Annotated in this window: 10 protein-coding genes; all 10 read left to right on the forward strand. The window is 55.9% G+C overall.

Annotated features, from left to right (window positions below; genetic code table 11):
- The first annotated feature begins 21 nt into the window (after positions 1 to 21).
- The 10 genes from HB393_RS05940 (at position 22) to HB393_RS05985 (ending at position 17,372) form a co-directional block, all read left to right on the forward strand.
- Positions 22 to 5,745: a sigma 54-interacting transcriptional regulator gene (locus tag HB393_RS05940; protein WP_213804241.1), complete on the forward strand. Its 5,724-nt coding sequence runs from the start codon at positions 22 to 24 to the stop codon at positions 5,743 to 5,745.
- Between the two features lie 454 nt (positions 5,746 to 6,199).
- A complete protein-coding gene (locus HB393_RS05945) occupies positions 6,200 to 6,796 on the forward strand; it encodes a sigma-70 family RNA polymerase sigma factor (RefSeq protein WP_213804242.1) in 597 nt (198 codons plus the stop codon).
- A 560-nt stretch (positions 6,797 to 7,356) separates the two neighbouring features.
- Positions 7,357 to 7,902, forward strand: coding sequence for a sigma-70 family RNA polymerase sigma factor (locus HB393_RS05950; RefSeq protein WP_255550885.1), 546 nt, complete (start codon positions 7,357 to 7,359; stop codon positions 7,900 to 7,902).
- A 221-nt stretch (positions 7,903 to 8,123) separates the two neighbouring features.
- Positions 8,124 to 9,647: a radical SAM protein gene (locus HB393_RS05955; protein ID WP_213804243.1), complete on the forward strand. Its 1,524-nt coding sequence runs from the start codon at positions 8,124 to 8,126 to the stop codon at positions 9,645 to 9,647.
- Positions 9,641 to 11,143, forward strand: a complete 1,503-nt coding sequence (locus HB393_RS05960) for a cobalamin-dependent protein (RefSeq protein WP_213804244.1) — start codon at positions 9,641 to 9,643, stop codon at positions 11,141 to 11,143. Before HB393_RS05955 ends, HB393_RS05960 begins: the two co-directional genes overlap by 7 nt.
- 23 nt (positions 11,144 to 11,166) lie before the next feature.
- Positions 11,167 to 12,666 carry a radical SAM protein gene (locus HB393_RS05965; RefSeq protein WP_213804245.1) on the forward strand — a complete coding sequence of 500 codons (1,500 nt, stop codon included), beginning with the start codon at positions 11,167 to 11,169 and terminating at the stop codon, positions 12,664 to 12,666.
- Positions 12,666 to 14,072, forward strand: coding sequence for a radical SAM protein (locus HB393_RS05970; RefSeq protein ID WP_213804246.1), 1,407 nt, complete (start codon positions 12,666 to 12,668; stop codon positions 14,070 to 14,072). The genes HB393_RS05965 and HB393_RS05970 overlap by 1 nt, the downstream gene beginning before the upstream one ends.
- Positions 14,069 to 14,905 carry a class I SAM-dependent methyltransferase gene (locus HB393_RS05975; protein ID WP_213804247.1) on the forward strand — a complete coding sequence of 279 codons (837 nt, stop codon included), beginning with the start codon at positions 14,069 to 14,071 and terminating at the stop codon, positions 14,903 to 14,905. The genes HB393_RS05970 and HB393_RS05975 overlap by 4 nt, the downstream gene beginning before the upstream one ends.
- Positions 14,902 to 15,906, forward strand: a complete 1,005-nt coding sequence (locus HB393_RS05980; RefSeq protein ID WP_255550848.1) for a class I SAM-dependent methyltransferase — start codon at positions 14,902 to 14,904, stop codon at positions 15,904 to 15,906. Before HB393_RS05975 ends, HB393_RS05980 begins: the two co-directional genes overlap by 4 nt.
- Entirely contained in the window at positions 15,903 to 17,372 is a 1,470-nt protein-coding gene (locus HB393_RS05985) for a radical SAM protein (RefSeq protein ID WP_213804248.1), read from the forward strand. The genes HB393_RS05980 and HB393_RS05985 overlap by 4 nt, the downstream gene beginning before the upstream one ends.
- Positions 17,373 to 17,374: the final 2 nt, after the last annotated feature.

Consider the following 17,374-nt stretch of genomic DNA (forward strand, 5'->3'; position numbering starts at 1 on the left):
CAGGAGGAGGCTTTGTTGGCGATGCCGAATCCAGCGTCGGCGCAAGCTCTACCGGAAGAAGACGTTGAGTTTGAGGACGCGGAGGCGGCGGTCGAGAGGCTCGATTCCTGGTCTGGACAGCCTTTCGAGTTAGCGTTAACGCAGAGGCACCCGGCGCTGCTGACCGATACTCCTGAGGGTGAGCCGCTGGCTTCCCTGCTGGGTCGACCGTGGGAGCTGACGCAATTCCTGCGAGTCTCGATTGGCCTGGCTGTTTCGCTTGGCCGCTTTCACGAGCAAGGACTGGTTCACAAGGACATTAAGCCCTCGAACTTCCTGGTCAACAAGAGGACGGGCGAGGCGTGGCTGATGGGCTTCGGAATCACGACCCACTTCACGCGCGAGGTACAGCCGCTGGGGCCTCCCTCGGTGATTGCCGGAACGCTTGCGTACATGGCGCCTGAGCAGACCGGCCGCGTCAACCGGTCGATCGACTCGCGAAGCGATCTGTATGCTTTCGGCATCACGCTGTACGAGATGCTGACCGGAGTGTTGCCTTTTACGGCCTCCGATCCGATGGAGTGGATCCATTGCCATGTCGCGAGACATCCGGTGCCGGTGAACGAGCGAGTGGATGGAGTTCCGGCTACCATCTCCGCGATCATCTCGAAGCTGATGTGCAAGAACGCGGAGGACAGGTACCAGACGGCCTCCGGCGTCGAGGTGGATCTACGGAGATGTCTGACGGAGTGGGAGACGAGCAGGAAGATCACCCCGTTCCCGCTGGCCGCGCATGATGTTCCGGACCGGATGTTGATCCCGGAGAGATTGTATGGACGCGAGCCGGAGATCAACCGACTGCTGGAGGCGTTCTATCGCGTCCTGGCTTCGGGAAGATCTGAACTGGTCCTGGTGTCGGGATATTCCGGTATCGGCAAGTCGTCTGTGGTGAACGAGCTGGATAAGGCGCTGATCTCCCGGCAGGGTCTCTTCGCAACCGGGAAGGTCGACCGATACCAACGCGACGTCCCCTATGCCACTCTCGGTCATGCTCTCCGCGGTCTCGTTCTTCGGATTCTGAGCCAGAGCGATACGGAACTGGCGCGATGGAGCGCATTGCTTCAGGAGGCCGTGGGGGCGAACGGCCAACTCATCGTCAACCTTATTCCTGAGGTCGAACTGATCTTAGGGAGACAGGCTCCTCTTCAGACGTTGCCGCCGCGGGATTCGCAGAACCGCTTTCAGATGGTGCTACGGCGGTTTCTCTGCGCGTTTGCCCAGCCGGAGCATCCACTCATACTCTTTCTTGACGATCTGCAATGGCTGGACATGGCGACGCTGGATCTGATGCGTCAACTGATGACGGGCCCAGAGGTGGGATATCTGTTGTTGGTTGGAGCGTATCGGAGTAACGAGGTCGACCGCTCGCATCCGCTGATGCGGGCTGTGACGGCGATCCGGGAGACCGAGGTTGAGGTAGAAGAGATCGCATTGGAGCCGCTGGAGCTGAAGGTGATTGGAGAGCTCGTCTCCGACACACTGCACTGCGAAGGCGCGCATGTCGATCCTTTGACCGCTCTTGTCTTCGAGAAGACGGGCGGCAATCCATTCTTCGCGGTGCAGTTTCTAAGTACGCTGGCCGAGGAGAGACTGATCGCCTTTGACCCCAAGGCGGGCGCCTGGACATGGGACCTGGAAGGTATCCGGGCCAAGAACTATACGGACAACGTCGTCAACCTGATGATTGAGAAGTTGAACCGCCTGCCTGTGGTTACGCGGGAGGTTCTAAAACAGCTTGCCTGCCTTGGAAACAGTGCCGAGGTCGCAACGCTGGCTCTCGTTGTGGAGGTATCGGAGGAGAGGATTCACTCGGTCCTGTGGGAGGCAGTGAATGTAGGGCTGGTCTTCCGGCAGGATAGCGCCTATTCGTTTTTACACGACCGGATTCAAGAGGCGGCCTACGCGCTGGTTCCTAAGGAAGAGAGAGCGGAGACCCATCTTCGTACTGGCAAGTTGCTGCTAGAGAAGATACCGGCAGAGCGACGAGAGGAGATGATCTTCACGATCGTCAATCAACTGAACCGCGGCGCAAAGCTGCTGCACTCCACCGAGGAGTGCGAGCAGACCGCAGGGTTGAACCTGATTGCGGCCAATCGCGCCAAGGCAGCGACGGCTTATTCTTCAGCCTTGACCTATCTTGCGACGGGACGATCTTTGCTGACGGAGGATTGCGGGGAGTACTGCACTCAACTAGCTTTCGCGATCGAACTCAACCGGGCCGAATGCGAGTTCATTATCGGCGATCTGGTTCATGCAGAGGATCGACTCACCGCATTGTCGCAAGATGCGACGACCCTGGTGGATCGAGCTGCCGTGACACGCCTGCGCGTTGCGCTCTACACGACCTTAGGCCGCTCCGATGAGGCTCTCGAGACGGGTCTTGCGTACCTGCGGCATGTTGGGGTGGAGTGGTCGTCCCACCCGACAGACGAGGAAGTTCGTAAGGAGTATGAGCTGCTGCAGCGCCTGCTTGGAGATCGAGAGATCGATGAGCTGCTGGATCTACCCCTGATGGAAGATCCAGATTGGCGAGCGACGATGGAGGTCTTTGTAGAGGTCTCGCCGACGGCCCGATTCGCCGATGAAAATCTACACCACATCCTTCTGCTGCGTGTGGCGAATTTCAGCCTGGAGCATGGCAACTGCGATGCGTCCTGCTACTCCTATGCTTGTCTCACCAAGGTGCTGGGGCACCGATTCGGTGACTTTCGGTCGGGATACCTGTTCGGCAAGCTGGGTGTCGAGCTGGCGGAGCAGAAGGGGCTCGATCGATTTAAAGCCCGCGTCTTCATGTGCTTTGGGGCCCTGGTTCTACCGTGGATGAAGAACGTGCTGACCGGCCAGGAGTGGATACGACGCGCCTTTGAGACGGCGAACGCCATGGGCGATCCGATCTTCGCTGCCTACAGCACGAAGAATCTGGTCACGAACCTGCTGGTCTCGGGGGTTCCGCTCGCGGAGGTTCAGAGAGAGGCCGAGGATGGCCTTGGGTTTGCGCGGAAGACAAAGTTCGGCTTCGTCATCTCCCGATTTGTCGGACAGCTCACGCTTATCTACGCGCTACGTGGACTGGCTTCGAATGCTGTCTTCTCCGAAGATGAGTGTTGGGAGGAGATCGAGTTCGAACAGCACATTACGAAGAGGCCGCAGTTGGCGTTTTCCGCTTGCTGCTATTGGACCCATAAGCTGCAGGCGCTCTTCTTCGCTGGTGATTTCGCGGGCGCAGTAGAGGCGGCGATCAAGGCACGGTCTCTTCTGTGGACGACGGAGTCGTTCCTGGAGTCGGCTGAATATCATTTCTATAGTGCATTGGCGCGAGCGGCGGCCTGCGATAGCGATTCTGCTGAGCGACAACAAGAGCACTTCGAAGAACTCTTTCTGCACTCCGCACAGCTTGCTATCTGGGCGAAGAACTGTCCGGAGAACTTCGAGGGCCGCGCGGCTCTTGTTGCGGCCGAGATTGCACGCCTGGAAGGGCGCGCATTGGACGCGCAGCAGCTTTATGAGGATGCGATTCGGTTGGGACGCGACGCGGGCTTCATCCAGGATGCGGCCGTGGCCAATGAGCTGGCGGGGCGGTTCTATACGGCGCGCGGATTCGAGGTGATCGCGCAAGCTTATCTGCGAAACGCGCGCGACTACTATATTCGATGGGGAGCTGATGGCAAGGTACAGCAGCTCGACCGAGTCTATCCGTATCTACAGCAGGAGCAAGCCGGACTTAGCGCCACGGCTACGATTGGAACGCCGGTAGAGCATCTGGATCTTGCGACGGTCGTGAGGGCTTCACAGGCTGTCTCGGGCGAGATCCTCGTCGAGAGCTTGATTCAAACGCTGATGAAGATCGCGATCGAGCATGCGGGGGCAGAACGAGCGCTTTTAATTCTTCCGCAGGACGATGCACAAAGCATCGAGGCAGAGGCCACGACTGCCAGGGATGGCATCACGGTCCAGTTCGTGGGGCGAAGTCCTACGGCTGCGGATCTGCCGGAGTCGGTGCTCAAGTATGTGGTTCGCACGCAGGAGACCGTGATTCTGGACGATGCGTTGGCTCCGAATCTCTTCTCTGCCGATAGCTACACTGCGCAGAATCCTGTGCGCTCGATCCTTTGTCTGCCGCTGGTGAAGCGGGCGACGGTCGTGGGTGTTCTGTATCTGGAGAATGCTACGACGTCCCATGTGTTTACGCCGGATCGGGTGGAGATACTGAAGCTGCTAACTTCGCAGGCCGCGATTTCGATGGAGAACGCACGGCTCTACACGGATCTGCGGGAGTCGGAGGATCGGCTGCGGCTGGCGATCGATACCATTCCTACGATCGTTTGGAGCAGTCTGCCGAACGGGCATGCTGATTTTCTCAATCGACGGTGGGAGGAGTACACGGGCTTGCCGTACCAGCAGGGATTCGATCGAGGGTGGGCGGCGACGATTCATCCTGATGATCTGCAAGGATTGATAGACGCCAAGAAAGATGCCTTCGAGGAGGGTAAGCCCTTCGCGAAGGAGGTTCGTATACGGCGTGCCGATGGGGTGTATCGGTACTTTCTGAACCGGGCTCTACCGTTGCGGGATGAGTCCGGAAAGATTGTGAAGTGGTATGGAACTAATACCGATATCGAAGATCGTAAGCGGGCAGAGGAAGCGTTGCAGACGGCTTATGAAGAGATCAGGGAACTGAAGGACGAGCTCTATCGAGAGAACATCGCTCTGAAAGAGGAGATCAACCGGTCGTCCATGTTTGAAGAGATTATCGGCAATTCTCCTGCGCTGCAGAGCGTGCTCAATCGGGTGGCGAAGGTCGCGCCCACTGACTCTACGGTTTTGATTACGGGAGAGACCGGGACGGGGAAGGAGCTGGTGGCACGCGCTATCCATAAGGCCTCGAACCGTTCTGAGCGGGCTTTCGTGAGCGTGAATTGCGCGGCTATTCCGCAGGCTTTGATTGCGTCGGAGCTGTTCGGCCATGAGAAGGGGGCGTTCACTGGAGCGCAGCAACGTCGTCTAGGGCGATTTGAGCTGGCCGACGGAGGGACGATTCTGCTAGATGAAGTCGGTGAACTTCCGATGGAGACGCAGATCTCTCTGCTGCGGGTTTTGCAGGAGCGCCAATTTGAACGAGTGGGTGGGAACAGGCCGATTCGCACTCATGTAAGGGTGATCACGGCTACTAACCGGAATCTGCAGGCTGCTGTTGCGGACGGTACGTTTCGCAGCGATCTGTTCTATCGGCTTAATGTCTTTCCGATTGAGATTCCTCCCTTGAGAGAGCGCAAAGAGGATATCGCTATGCTGGTCGAGTACTTTATCGACCGCCTGGCTAGGAAGGCGGGAAAGAAGATCAGCAGGATCAAGAAGACGACGATGGATCGACTTCTGTCCTATCCGTGGCCGGGGAACATTCGCGAGTTGCAGAACGTGATCGAACGATCGTTGATCGTCTGCGAGACGGAGGATTTCACGATCGATGAGAGCTGGCTGGATGTGGGTGCGGGTCCAGCGCCTACGCTGCAGGTCGATGCTCCCGTAGCACAGACGGCTTCCACGAAGTCTCAGGAGAGAGAGATTATTGAGGCGGCCTTGGCTAAGTGCGATGGCCGGGTATCGGGACCGTTAGGTGCTGCGGTGAGGCTGAATATGCCAGCTTCTACGCTTGATTACAAGATTCGAACGCTGAAGATTAATAAGAACCGGTTCAAAGGCGGATAGCTTTTCAAAATGGAAGCGGCTTTTCGTGTTCACGATTTTTTGGGGAATTTTTGGTGAATGAACGTGTACACCGTTTGTGATCTTCAGCGATATCAGTGGTTTACGATTTGGCACTCATATTGCTTCAGTAAAGCCGAGACTGTCGTTCAAGGGAGCTACGTGAAAAAACAGTTGCTGCTGAAAGCCTTCGTACCGCCTATTTTTTATCCGATCGTAACTTTGTGCCAAGGTGAGTGGCTCACGGCTGACGGTCGATTTGAACACCTATCTTCAGCGCCACGGCAGATGGCTGCGCGCTACGCCGAAATTTAACCTCATCTCCCCTCTTCTGAGAGGAGATAGCCCCCAGCGTGTCGCGTGGAATGCGTCACTGCGCAACAGAAGGTTGTCTTGCGTGAGTTTGAAAGCAAGAGACGCAGGCCGACTCCGCATTCATTCTAGAGAAGGATTGGGCATGCATTGGAATTGTAATTCGAGCTACGAAGACATCGCGATAACGGAGTATCTGGATGCACTCTATGGCTATGCCATGGTTCTGACCCGGAACCGGAGTGAGGCGGAGGATCTCGTCCAAGAGACCTGCGTTCGCGCTATCCGAGCTATGAAATATCTGAGAGCTGATAGCAATGTAAAGAGCTGGATGCTGACCATACTGCGCAACATCTGGCTCAATCAGCTACGCAAGCAACGTACTGCTCCGAATCTGATCGAGATGGATGCGGACGAGATTACGGCAAACGTGGTCGTCGAGCCTTCCAAGGGTCCACATGCACTGTATGTAAGCAAGCTCGAGTCAGAGCAGGTGCGCGAGGCGATCCGAAAGCTTCCTGTGGACTTCCGCGAAGTCATCTTACTGCGCGAGTACGAAGAGTTGTCCTACCAGGAGATCGCCGGCGTTTTGAATTGCCCGGTTGGAACAGTGATGTCGCGCCTCGCACGAGCTCGCTCCAAACTGCGCACGCTGCTTACGGCTACGCTACAGATTCCAAATCCGCGCGTGATGAAGACGGATCGAGGAACCTATCTCGCCGCGGCGGCGTTACGATGCTGATTTAGTCCGGTACGGAGGTTCCACGCTTCCAACGCCGCCACTCACGATATCCATGCGCTGTTCGCTTCCGTTGATATCGGCATGCTGTTTGAAGTGAGAGTGATTGAACATGAAGTGCACGACGTTATCCTGCGAGGCGGGACGGCGTTGTGCGTTTCGTCGTGCAGAGAGCTAACTTTTTAGTTTATAAGCTATTTCATGCGTAGCGACAATCCGATGACAATATCGGGACAATATTCTGACACATGGTGATCGCCCACGTAACACACTGATGGTGGGAGTTTGCTGAGCCTGAATGATGCCGAAATCCATTTCTTCGCGAATGAAAACTGTATCCTTCTTCCCGCTTCTCTCCAGGGCAAAGACGACAGTGGAAGTCATAGCCCTGACAGACCCAACCCCGGCAGTCGTACGGAACAGGAACAGAAGATAACTCTCGTCGATTCGACGATCGCGCAGATTCGAGGAGAAGCGTGCTCGAAGAGGTTCGCGATACAAAAGGACTAGGCATGTATTGGAATTGCGATTCGAGCTACGAAGACGTTGCGGTAACGGAGAATATGGATGCACTCTATGGCTATGCCATGATGCTAACCCGGAACAGAAGTGAAGCAGAGGATCTAGTCCAAGAGACCTGTGTTCGTGCTATCCGGGCCATACGATATCTGCGGGCCGACAGTAACGTGAAGAGCTGGATGTTGACTATCTTGCGCAACACCTGGCTGAATCAGTTGCGGAAGCAACGTACCACTCCGAATCTCATCGAGTTGGATGCGGATGAGATCACAACGAACGTCGTGGTCGAGCCTTCCAAGGGTCCCCATGCGCTCTATGTGAGCAAGCTTGAGTCGGAGCAGGTGCGCGAAGCGATCCAACAGCTTCCCATGGACTTCCGCGAGGTGATCCTATTGCGCGAATATGAAGAGCTCTCCTACCAGGAGATCGCCCATGTTCTGGACTGCCCGGTTGGAACGGTGATGTCCAGGCTCGCTCGCGCGCGCGCCAAACTTCGAGCTTTGCTTATGGCCACGCTACAAATTTCGAGGCCACGCATGAAGGTCGACCGCGTATCGTACAGTTCCACCCCTGTGCCAGCACGGTGCTGACTTCATATGCTGGATCCAGCATATGCGGTCAGTTTTCCGCTGGTCGTGTCTGTTCCTGCGTGTGTGGTTCTACAGAATTTCACATAGAATGCAGCGAAGAATTCAGCCCTCTCCCTTTGGGTGGGAGAGGGACAATCCGATGACAATATCGGGACAATACCCTGACACACGGCAATGCTTAACAGCACACACTGAGATTGGGAGCGTGCTGAGTCCAACCGATGCCGAAATCAATTCCTTCGCCAAAGAAAGTTGTATTTTTCTTCCCGTCCTTCGCGAGTTCTGAGGCAACGGCTCCGCTTGGTGTTCTTGCGGTCGCTACGCCCCTGATTCGTGCGGGATATCAAGTCACACTCGTGGACTCGACGATCACACCGGATTTCAAGAAGCGGGTGCTCGAAGAGGTTCGCGATGCTATCTGCTTGGGAATCTCGCTCGTTACAGGTCCGATGATCCGCGAGACAGTCGAGATCGCACGGGCCGTGAAGGCATGGAATCCAGACTTCCCCATTATCCTCGGTGGATGGCATCCTTCCCTGCTTCCCGACCAGACGCTCCAGGCTGACTGCGTCGACTACATCGTCCGCGGGCAGGGCGAAGATGCGCTGCTGGACTTAGTCCAACATCTGGAGACGAGGTCGGCGCCCGATCTCATTCCAGGGATCGGCTTCAAGCGTGGCGGCAAACTTATTCTTACGCCGGAGCGGCCGTTGAAGCCTTTGGCCGATATGCCACCGAAGGCGTATCACATTGCGGATTTCGATGCTTATGAACGCGGCTGCGGAAAGCGCTGGGCTATGTATACTTCGAGCCTGGCGTGTCCGTTTAACTGCGCGTATTGTACGAACGCCGGAGTCTATGGGCGCAAGTGGAACGCCCTGTCGCCAGAGCAGTTCGTCGAAGAGACTGTCGACCTGACGAGACGCTACCGACTCGAGATGCTGTGGGTGGTCGACGACAACTTCCTGGTCGATCTCGATCGCGCCCGAGGTATTGCAGAAGGACTGGTGCGCGAGAACTCTCAGTTCAAGTGGAGCATCCAGGCGACGACGAATATGGTTGCGAGACTCTCTCCGGAGGATCTCAAGCTGCTTCGGCGCGCGGGTCTGCACCAGGTCTGCCAAGGAGTCGACTCAGGGTCGCCCAAGATCCTGCAACTGATGAACAAGACCTTCCAGGACTTTGACCAGATCTACGAGAGCGCTGCACGGTGCCTCTCGGCGGATATACGACCTTCGTTCAATATCATCTTCGCCTTTCCTGGCGAGGGTCCGAAGGAGCGCAGGGAGACGGTGAGCTTCATGATGGATGTTTGCCGACGTTTCCCTGGGGCAGAGTTCTGGACGAATATCTTCACGCCTTATCCGGGCTCTCCGATTATGGAGCGGGCGAAGGAGATTGGCATCGAAGTGCCGGCTACGCTGGAAGGATGGGCTGACTTCTTTCCGCGCTACACGACGCTGCCGTGGCTGAAGGGTGAGGAGCACAAGCGGCTTCAGGTAACGCGCGATTATCTTCGTATTGCATTCGACCGTATTCCTATCGCGGCCGATACTCGCGGGCCGATTACGCGAATCGTTCAGAAGTCCATCTCATTGCCGGCTCGCTGGCGTCTTGACAACGATGTCTATAAGTATCCTGTCGAGATCTGGTTGAACAATAAGCTAAAGAAACGAATGGCAGCGAGTAAGCCTGCCGTCGACGCCAAGAGACTCGCCAACACACCGGCGGAGGCAGCGTGCTGACGCGGGGCAAGGTCGTCCTGTTCTATCCACCGTACGATGGGCCTCCGCTTGGAGCGCCGCTTGCGCTGTTGTCGCTCGCGGGACCGTTGCGTGAAGCTAACTTCGAGGTAGTGTTGATCGATGCGGCGATTGAGCCGAAGTATCTGACGCGGATTGAGGAAGAGTGCAAGACGGCGCTTTGCATCGGTATCTCCGTGCTGACCGGACCCATGATCCGAGGTGCTATTGAAGCGGCTCTCCATGTGAAGAGCCGTACACCAGAGGTCTGCGTCGTCTTTGGGGGATGGCATCCGACGCTTTGTCCTGAGTCGACGCTGCGAGAGCCTTATGTCGATGTTGTGGTGCGTGGGCAAGGGGAGATTACTCTTGTCGAGCTTGCGAGCGCGCTCGCACAGAAGCGGCCTTTGGATTTAATTCCGGGCATCTCCTGGAAGAAGCAGGGGCGACTGATTGAGAACCTGGAGCGACGGGTTCAACCGATCGATACCTTCGCCCCACCCGCCTTCGATATGACGGACTTCGATGCGTATGAGCGCATCTCCGGCAAGCGCGAACTGGCGTATGCCACAAGCGTGGGCTGTCCTTATGCCTGTAACTACTGCACCGATATGGTGGTGTATAAGCGGCGCTTCAACGCCTATGCTGCTGAGCATGTCGTCGAGGAGTTAGTCGGCCTGGTGGCGCGTTATCGCATCACCAATGTGGCTCTGCTGGACTCCAACTTCCCTGTTGATTTGCGTAGAGCGATCGCCATCGCGAAGGGTATACGTGATTCGGGTGTGAAGTTTACGTGGACCTTTCAGGCATCGACGGACTTCATCTGCCGAATGAGCCAGGAGGAGGTTCAGTTGCTTGCCGATAGCGGGGTGAGCTACATGGGGTTTGGAACGGAGTCTACTTCGCAGGCCGTTCTTAAGATGATGAACAAGCGCCATCAACGTGTCGATGAGATGTACGAGACCGCTCGCAAGGCTAACCTCGCCGGCATACGCATCACCTTCAATCTCATTCTTGGCTACCCCGGAGAGACTGAGGCTGACAGGCTTATTACCTTCCGGACGATGAGTGATATCGGGCGTCAGTTCAGTAATGTTCGCTTCTCACCGAATATCTTTACGCCTTATCCCGGTATTCCTATCTGGCCCCAGTTGCGCGATCTTGGTGTAATTGAACCGCAGACGCTGGAGGATTGGATGACGATGCCACTAGGGGCCAACCTGCTGCCTTGGCTCCGGGGGCGGGCACTCACGCGACTCAATCGCATGCTTGCTTATTTTCTGCTGCTCAACCAGGTGCGGCGGCATTCTAAGAAGACGGCCTTGGTGCAGAAGATCACTAGCTTTCTCGTTGAGACGCCGATCCAATGGCGACTGCGCTCCAGCTTGTTTTATTGTCCGTGGGAGATATGGCTTGCTGAGCTTTCTGAGCGCATCGTCAAGCGACGTTCTCTTGTTACTGGCCAGGAGTTACCTGTGGAGCCAGCTAATGCGTGCTGATCATTTTTGCCTAGAGGTAGTCCATGGCTGATGTACTGCTAACACATTCCAACCATCTCGCCTATGATGCGAAGCAATTGCGGAAGATGCAGCCGTATCCTCCGCTGGGCACGCTCTATGCGGCAACGGCGCTCCGCGCGGCGGGCATCTCTGTCGCGGTCTACGATACGACTTTCAATAAGCCTCTTCCGGGCTTCCTTGAGGCATTGACAGAACACCAGCCGAAGATTGTCGTCATATACGAGGACGACTTCAATTTTGTAACCAAGATGTGTCTGCTGCATATGCGGGAGTTGGCAAACGAGCTCTCTACGATAGCCCACGCTTCGGGAATTGCCGTGGTGGTTCATGGGTCGGATGCTACCGATCATCCACAGGAGTATTTGGATAATGGAGCCGATTTTGTTCTCAATGGTGAAGCGGAACAGACCTTGCAGGATCTTTGCCGTTCGCTTTTGCAGGATGGGCGAGTCGAAGTAGAGGCTGTTCCTGGACTCGTGCGTTACTCAGCGGCCGATGGCAGTCTGGAAAAACTATTGCCAGCGCCTAAGAATCCTTCGTGGGCCGCCCTGCCGCGGGTCGAGAGAGGGCTGATCGATCTTGAACCGTATCGACGGTCCTGGACGGAAGCGCATGGTTATTTTTCGACGAACGTCGTTTCGAGCCGTGGGTGTCCCTATGGTTGCAATTGGTGTGCGAAGCCGATCTCTGGTAATCGATTCCATCTGCGTGCTCCTGAGGAAGTAGCGGCGGAGATGCACGAGTTGAAGACGCTCTTCGGGGTGCAGCATATCTGGTTTGGCGACGATGTCTTTGCGTTGGATCGGCACTGGATAGAGCAGTTCGCGAACGCTGTTGAATCTTATGGCGAGGTTGTTCCCTTTAAGATTCAGTCTCGTGCCGACTTAATGAGCGAGGCGACTGTTGCTTCTCTGAAGCGGGCAGGCTGCGCTGAGATATGGATGGGCGTGGAGTCGGGCTCGCAGGTGATCCTCGATGCCATGAACAAAGGGCTGAAGCTCTCTACGGTTCATGTCGCTCGGGAGAGACTTGCGAAGGCTGGCATACGGGCTTGTTACTTTCTTCAGTTTGGTTACCCGGGTGAAGGGTGGGACGAGATCTGCGAGACGGTGCAGCTAGTGCGGGATACGAGGCCGGATGATATTGGGGTGTCTCTCTCCTATCCCCTGCCGGGTACCGGCTTCTTCGAGCGTGTGCAAGCGCAGTTGGGGATAAAACGGAATTGGGTTGATAGCGATGATCTCTGCACGATGCATATCGCCAGTTACACAGATAGTTTTTATCACGCTCTTCGGGATGCGCTGCATGCTGAGGTAGCGGGATGGCATGCGCCGGCTGATCCGTTTGACGCATCCATAGGCGAATCGTTATGGATGCGTGTGCATGAGATGGAACCGTTGAGCAGGAACGTCAATGTGCTTTCTTTACCTACCGCTCCCGCTGGGGAGGTGCGAGGCGCATTTGTGCCGCTCCAGGAGCTTGTGGTTGAGAGGAGATCCTGATGCCCGACCTCTTACTTACGCACGGATATTTTCTCTACGAAGATCCCAAAGAGATGCAGATCATGAAGCCTTATGCACCTTTGGGCATTCTGTATCTCTGTTCGCACCTACGGAAACAGGGGTTCGATGTTGAGGTCTTTGATACTACTTTCTCCAGCCGTAATGCGCTCTTCCACCATCTTCAGACAGAGACGCCGACTGCGCTTGGCATCTATGCGAACCTGATGACTCGGAGCAATGTTGTAGAGATTATTAAGGTAGCGCGAGAAGCAGGTTGGCGAGTTATCGTGGGTGGGCCGGAGCCTGGTGCTTATGCGCAAGAGTTTCTGGAGTCGGGTGCGGATTTTGTCGTCTTCGGCGAAGGCGAGTCCACGATGCAGGAGTTGCTGACTGCCTTTCGCGACGGCTGCGATGGCACAGGCGATGGATGGAAGGCGAAGATTGCCGGTACGGCCTATCTCGATCAAGAGGGAGTGTTTCACCAGAATCTCCCGCGCACGCAGATTGCAGATCTAGATGCGCAGCCGTGGCCTGCACGCGAGGCTATCGATTTGCATCGGTATGTCAATACGTGGAGGACGCATCATCAGCAAGGTTCGGTGAACTTCATCACGGCACGAGGATGTCCCTACAAGTGCCGTTGGTGTAGCCATCAGGTCTACGGGCAGACACATCGCCGCCGCGATCCTATCAAGGTGGTGGACGAGCTGGAGTGGTTGCTGACGGAGTATACCCCCGATATTGCCTGGGTATCGGACGACGTCTTCACGATCAATCATGAATGGATACGGAAGTATGCTGGGGAGATGCGACGACGCGGCCTGCATATTCCTTTTGAGTGCATCTCGCGCGCTGACCGCTTGAATGAAGAGATGCTCGATCTGCTGGCGGAGCTGGGTTGCTTCCGAATTTGGATCGGGTCTGAGAGTGGTTCGCAACGACTGCTCGATTCGATGGATCGCGGTGTGAAGGTGGAGCAGGTGCAGAGGGCTGTTGAGATGAGCCGGGCACGTAAGATCCAGAGCGGGATGTTTTTGATGTGGGGTTACGAAGGTGAAGAGATGGAGGACATTGAGGCTACTATCCGTCACGTCAGCAAGGCGAAGCCCGATATCTTCTTTACGACGGTCTCCTATCCGATCAAGGGCACTCCTTATTATCAGCAGATCCAAAGCAAGCTGGTGCAGTTGAAGCCATGGGCGGAGACGTCTGATCGGGAGATCAAGATCGCTGGGCGGCATTCGCGGGCCTACTATGCGCATGCCGATAAGCTGCTTCGCGACGAGGTTCAACTGGCAAAGCTTCGTGAGGTGGAGACGGACTCAACCCTTCTCGAAGAGCTGAGCATGAGCATTCAGGCTTCACGCGAGGGACTTGTTACGACACAGAACGAGGTCGAGGCATGAGTACGAGCAGAGCAGCGCTTCCTCTCGGAGATGTTCCCGGATCGGCCGCTGGCGCGGCCTTCGATCGTATTGCCGTGGACTACGATCGCGTCTTTACCGATTCGCTCATCGGTCGGGCACAACGGGAAGCGGTATGGAAGGTCCTCCTGAGCACTTTCCATAGGAATGACAAGGTTCTCGAACTTAATTGCGGAACAGGCGAGGATGCTCTGTTTCTCGCCGGTAACGGCATCTCCGTCTTTGCGTGTGATGCTTCGCGGGAGATGATCGCCAGGGCAGAACAGCGTCTGCGACACGAGCCGCAGCAGTCTTCCGTGGTCTTCCGTCAGTTGCCTACGGAGTTCCTTGGGGAACTTTCAGGAATGCAATTCGATGGGGCTTTTTCGAACTTCTCTGGATTGAACTGCACAGACGACCTGGGCGCTGTCGCATCGTCTTTGGCGAGTCTTGTAAGACCGAATGGCCGCGTGGTTCTATGTCTCTCTACTCGTTATAGCCTGATCGAGATCTTCTACTATCTTGCTCTGGGACAGTGGAAGAAGGCATCGAGACGATGGAAGGGATATAGCGAAGCTAAGCTCGATGGCGCGAAGTTTACGGTGTATTATCCGACCGTTCGCCAGATCCGGCGTTATTTTCGCGATGATTTTCGTCTGTACTCCTGCACGGGAATTGGAGTGGCGGTGCCCCCTTCTTATTTGGAGATGTGGGCCCGAAAGCACTCTTTTCTTTTTGGTTTGCTTCGACGCCTGGAAGGATTCTTTTCCACGCTGCCCATCTTTCGCAGTACCGGCGATCATGTTCTGCTTTGCTTCGAGAGGATACCCCGATGATGGTGACGCAGAGGGATGAGATCGATACCGTCGAAGGGACGCGGGAGGGTGAGAGCGTCACGCTGCTGTGTTGGCGTTGTGGCGCGCCTTCCATCGAGATGACCCCGGAGACGCGCGCTGGCTCCGGCGAACGCGTATGCCTTGGCTGCATGGCTGTAACGAAGTACAAAGAGGGGATCTGGCAGGCGCTCTCTCCGCAACAGATCGAGCGCTTTCAGCGTTTCGTCGCAGAGTATGAGTTTATTCGCTCCGCCGAAGGCCGAGGAAGCGATAAGTCAGACTACTACCTCAGCCTGCCCTACAAAGATATCTCTGGCCGTAATAGCGACCAATGGAAGATACGAGCCTGCACCTTCGGGTCGATCGTAAAGCACATCGTTTCGCCGCTGGCTAAAGCTCGCAGACGTTCGCTCAGGATCCTCGACCTTGGCGCAGGCAACGGTTGGATGAGTTATAGGTTGTCCCTTATGGGACACCAACCCATTGCGGTGGATCTATTAAGCAACGATCAGGATGGACTTGGTGCCGCTATCCACTTCAGCTCCCAGGTCGAACCCCTATTCCCTCGAGTTCAAGCTGAACTCGACCAGCTTCCATTTCCATCGCCCATCTTCGACCTTGTGATCTTCAATGCATCGTTCCATTACTCGCAAGACTATCAACGTACGTTAGCGGAGGCTCTTCGCTGCACACGCTCCGGTGGCGGTGTGGTGATTGCAGATACGCCGTGGTACGCACGAGAAGAGAGTGGGATAAGAATGGTGGAAGAGAAGCATAAACACTTCGCATCAACGTACGGGTTCTCATCAAACTCGATCTCCAGCCAGGAGTACATTACGCCAGAACGGCTGAATCAATTGCAAGAGACGTTCAAGCTGGAGTGGCGCATGATCAAGCCTTTCTATGGGATTCAGTGGTCGCTTCGACCGGTTCGGGCAAAGCTCGAGGGGCGGCGACCACCGTCGGAGTTCCGTATCTATACGACGTGGGCCGGCCAATGATCATTCTCTACCATCCACGCGCTACGCGGCCTCGGAACCGAAGGCTACCGCTTGCTGTGCTCGCTCTCGCTGCTGCACTTGAAGGACGAGAGGAGTACGAGATTGTCGATGGAAACCTCGAAGACGATCCGACGGCTCGCATCCTGCAACTTATCGATCAGCACAAGGTTGAATTGCTGGGTGTCTCGGCTATGCCAGGACCACAGATGGTGGCAGCGATGGAGACATCGCGTGAGGTTCGCCGCCTTCATCCTAAGGTACCGATCTGCTGGGGTGGATATTTCGCATCTATTTATCCGGACGCGGCGCTCAATGCCCGCTATGTAGACTTCGTAGCTCGTGGACAGGGGGAGGATACCCTCCTTGAACTTCTCGATGCGTTGCGCGGCAATCGTCCTCTGGACTCGGTGCTGGGCATCTCTTATAAAGATATGTTCGGGCTGCGACACGACAATGGCGAGCGTCCCATGAAGGGACCGGATGAGTTTCCGTGGTCTCCGTTTCATCGCCTTCCGGTTGAAAAATATTTGCGGCCTTCTTTCTTTGGCAAGCGAACCGCTGTTCACCACGCGAGCATCGGTTGTCCCTTCAACTGCAGCTTCTGCGGTGTTCATGCGGCGTATGGCAATAAGGAGAAGATGGAGTCTCCGGAGCGCACGGTCGCCATCTTGACTCACCTTGTGGAACGATATGGCGCGGACTCGGTTCAGTTCTACGATATGAACTTCTTCCTACGCGAGGATCATGCGCGGGAGCTCTGCGACCGTATGACGCATTTGAAGCTTCGATGGTGGTGCGAAGCTCGCGTGGACATTATGTCCAAATACTCGGATGAGACCTTTGCCGCGATCAAGCGGGCGGGGTGCGCGATGATCTTCTTCGGTGCGGAGTCTGGTTCTGATTGGGTGCTCGAAGAGATGCAAAAGGGCATCACCACGGAGCAGACGCTCGAGGTGGCGCGGCGTACAAGGAAGTTCGGCATCATTCCTGAGTTCTCTTTTGTGATCGGCAATCCCAACGACCCGGACCGCGATACGCGTGAGACGCTGCGATTTATCCGCAAGATCAAACGCATCAATCCGGATTCAGAGATCATCATCCAGCACTACACTCCGACGCCACAGCCGCACAACGCGGGTGGAGAGATGTACGGGAAGATCGAAGTTCCATTTCCAGATTCACCGGCTGGTTGGGCCACGAGCGACTGGATGAACTTTACTCTGCGCATCGACACGAATGCTCCGTGGCTCAAACGCCGGACGAAAAAGCTAATCGATAACTTCGAGATCGTTGTAGGGTCGCGCTGGCCAACGGTGCAGGATATTCGTGCACCACGTTGGAGCCGCGTATTTCTACAGGTTCTCAGCGCGTGGCGCTATGCCTTTCACTTCTACCGATTTCCTTTCGAGCTTCATCTCGCGAACCAGTTCATCGCTTTGCGTAAACCAAAACGGGAGAGCCTGTGAAG

The sequence above is a fragment of the Granulicella sp. dw_53 genome (genome assembly GCF_018449545.1).
Classification (GTDB): Bacteria; Acidobacteriota; Terriglobia; order Terriglobales; family Acidobacteriaceae; genus Edaphobacter.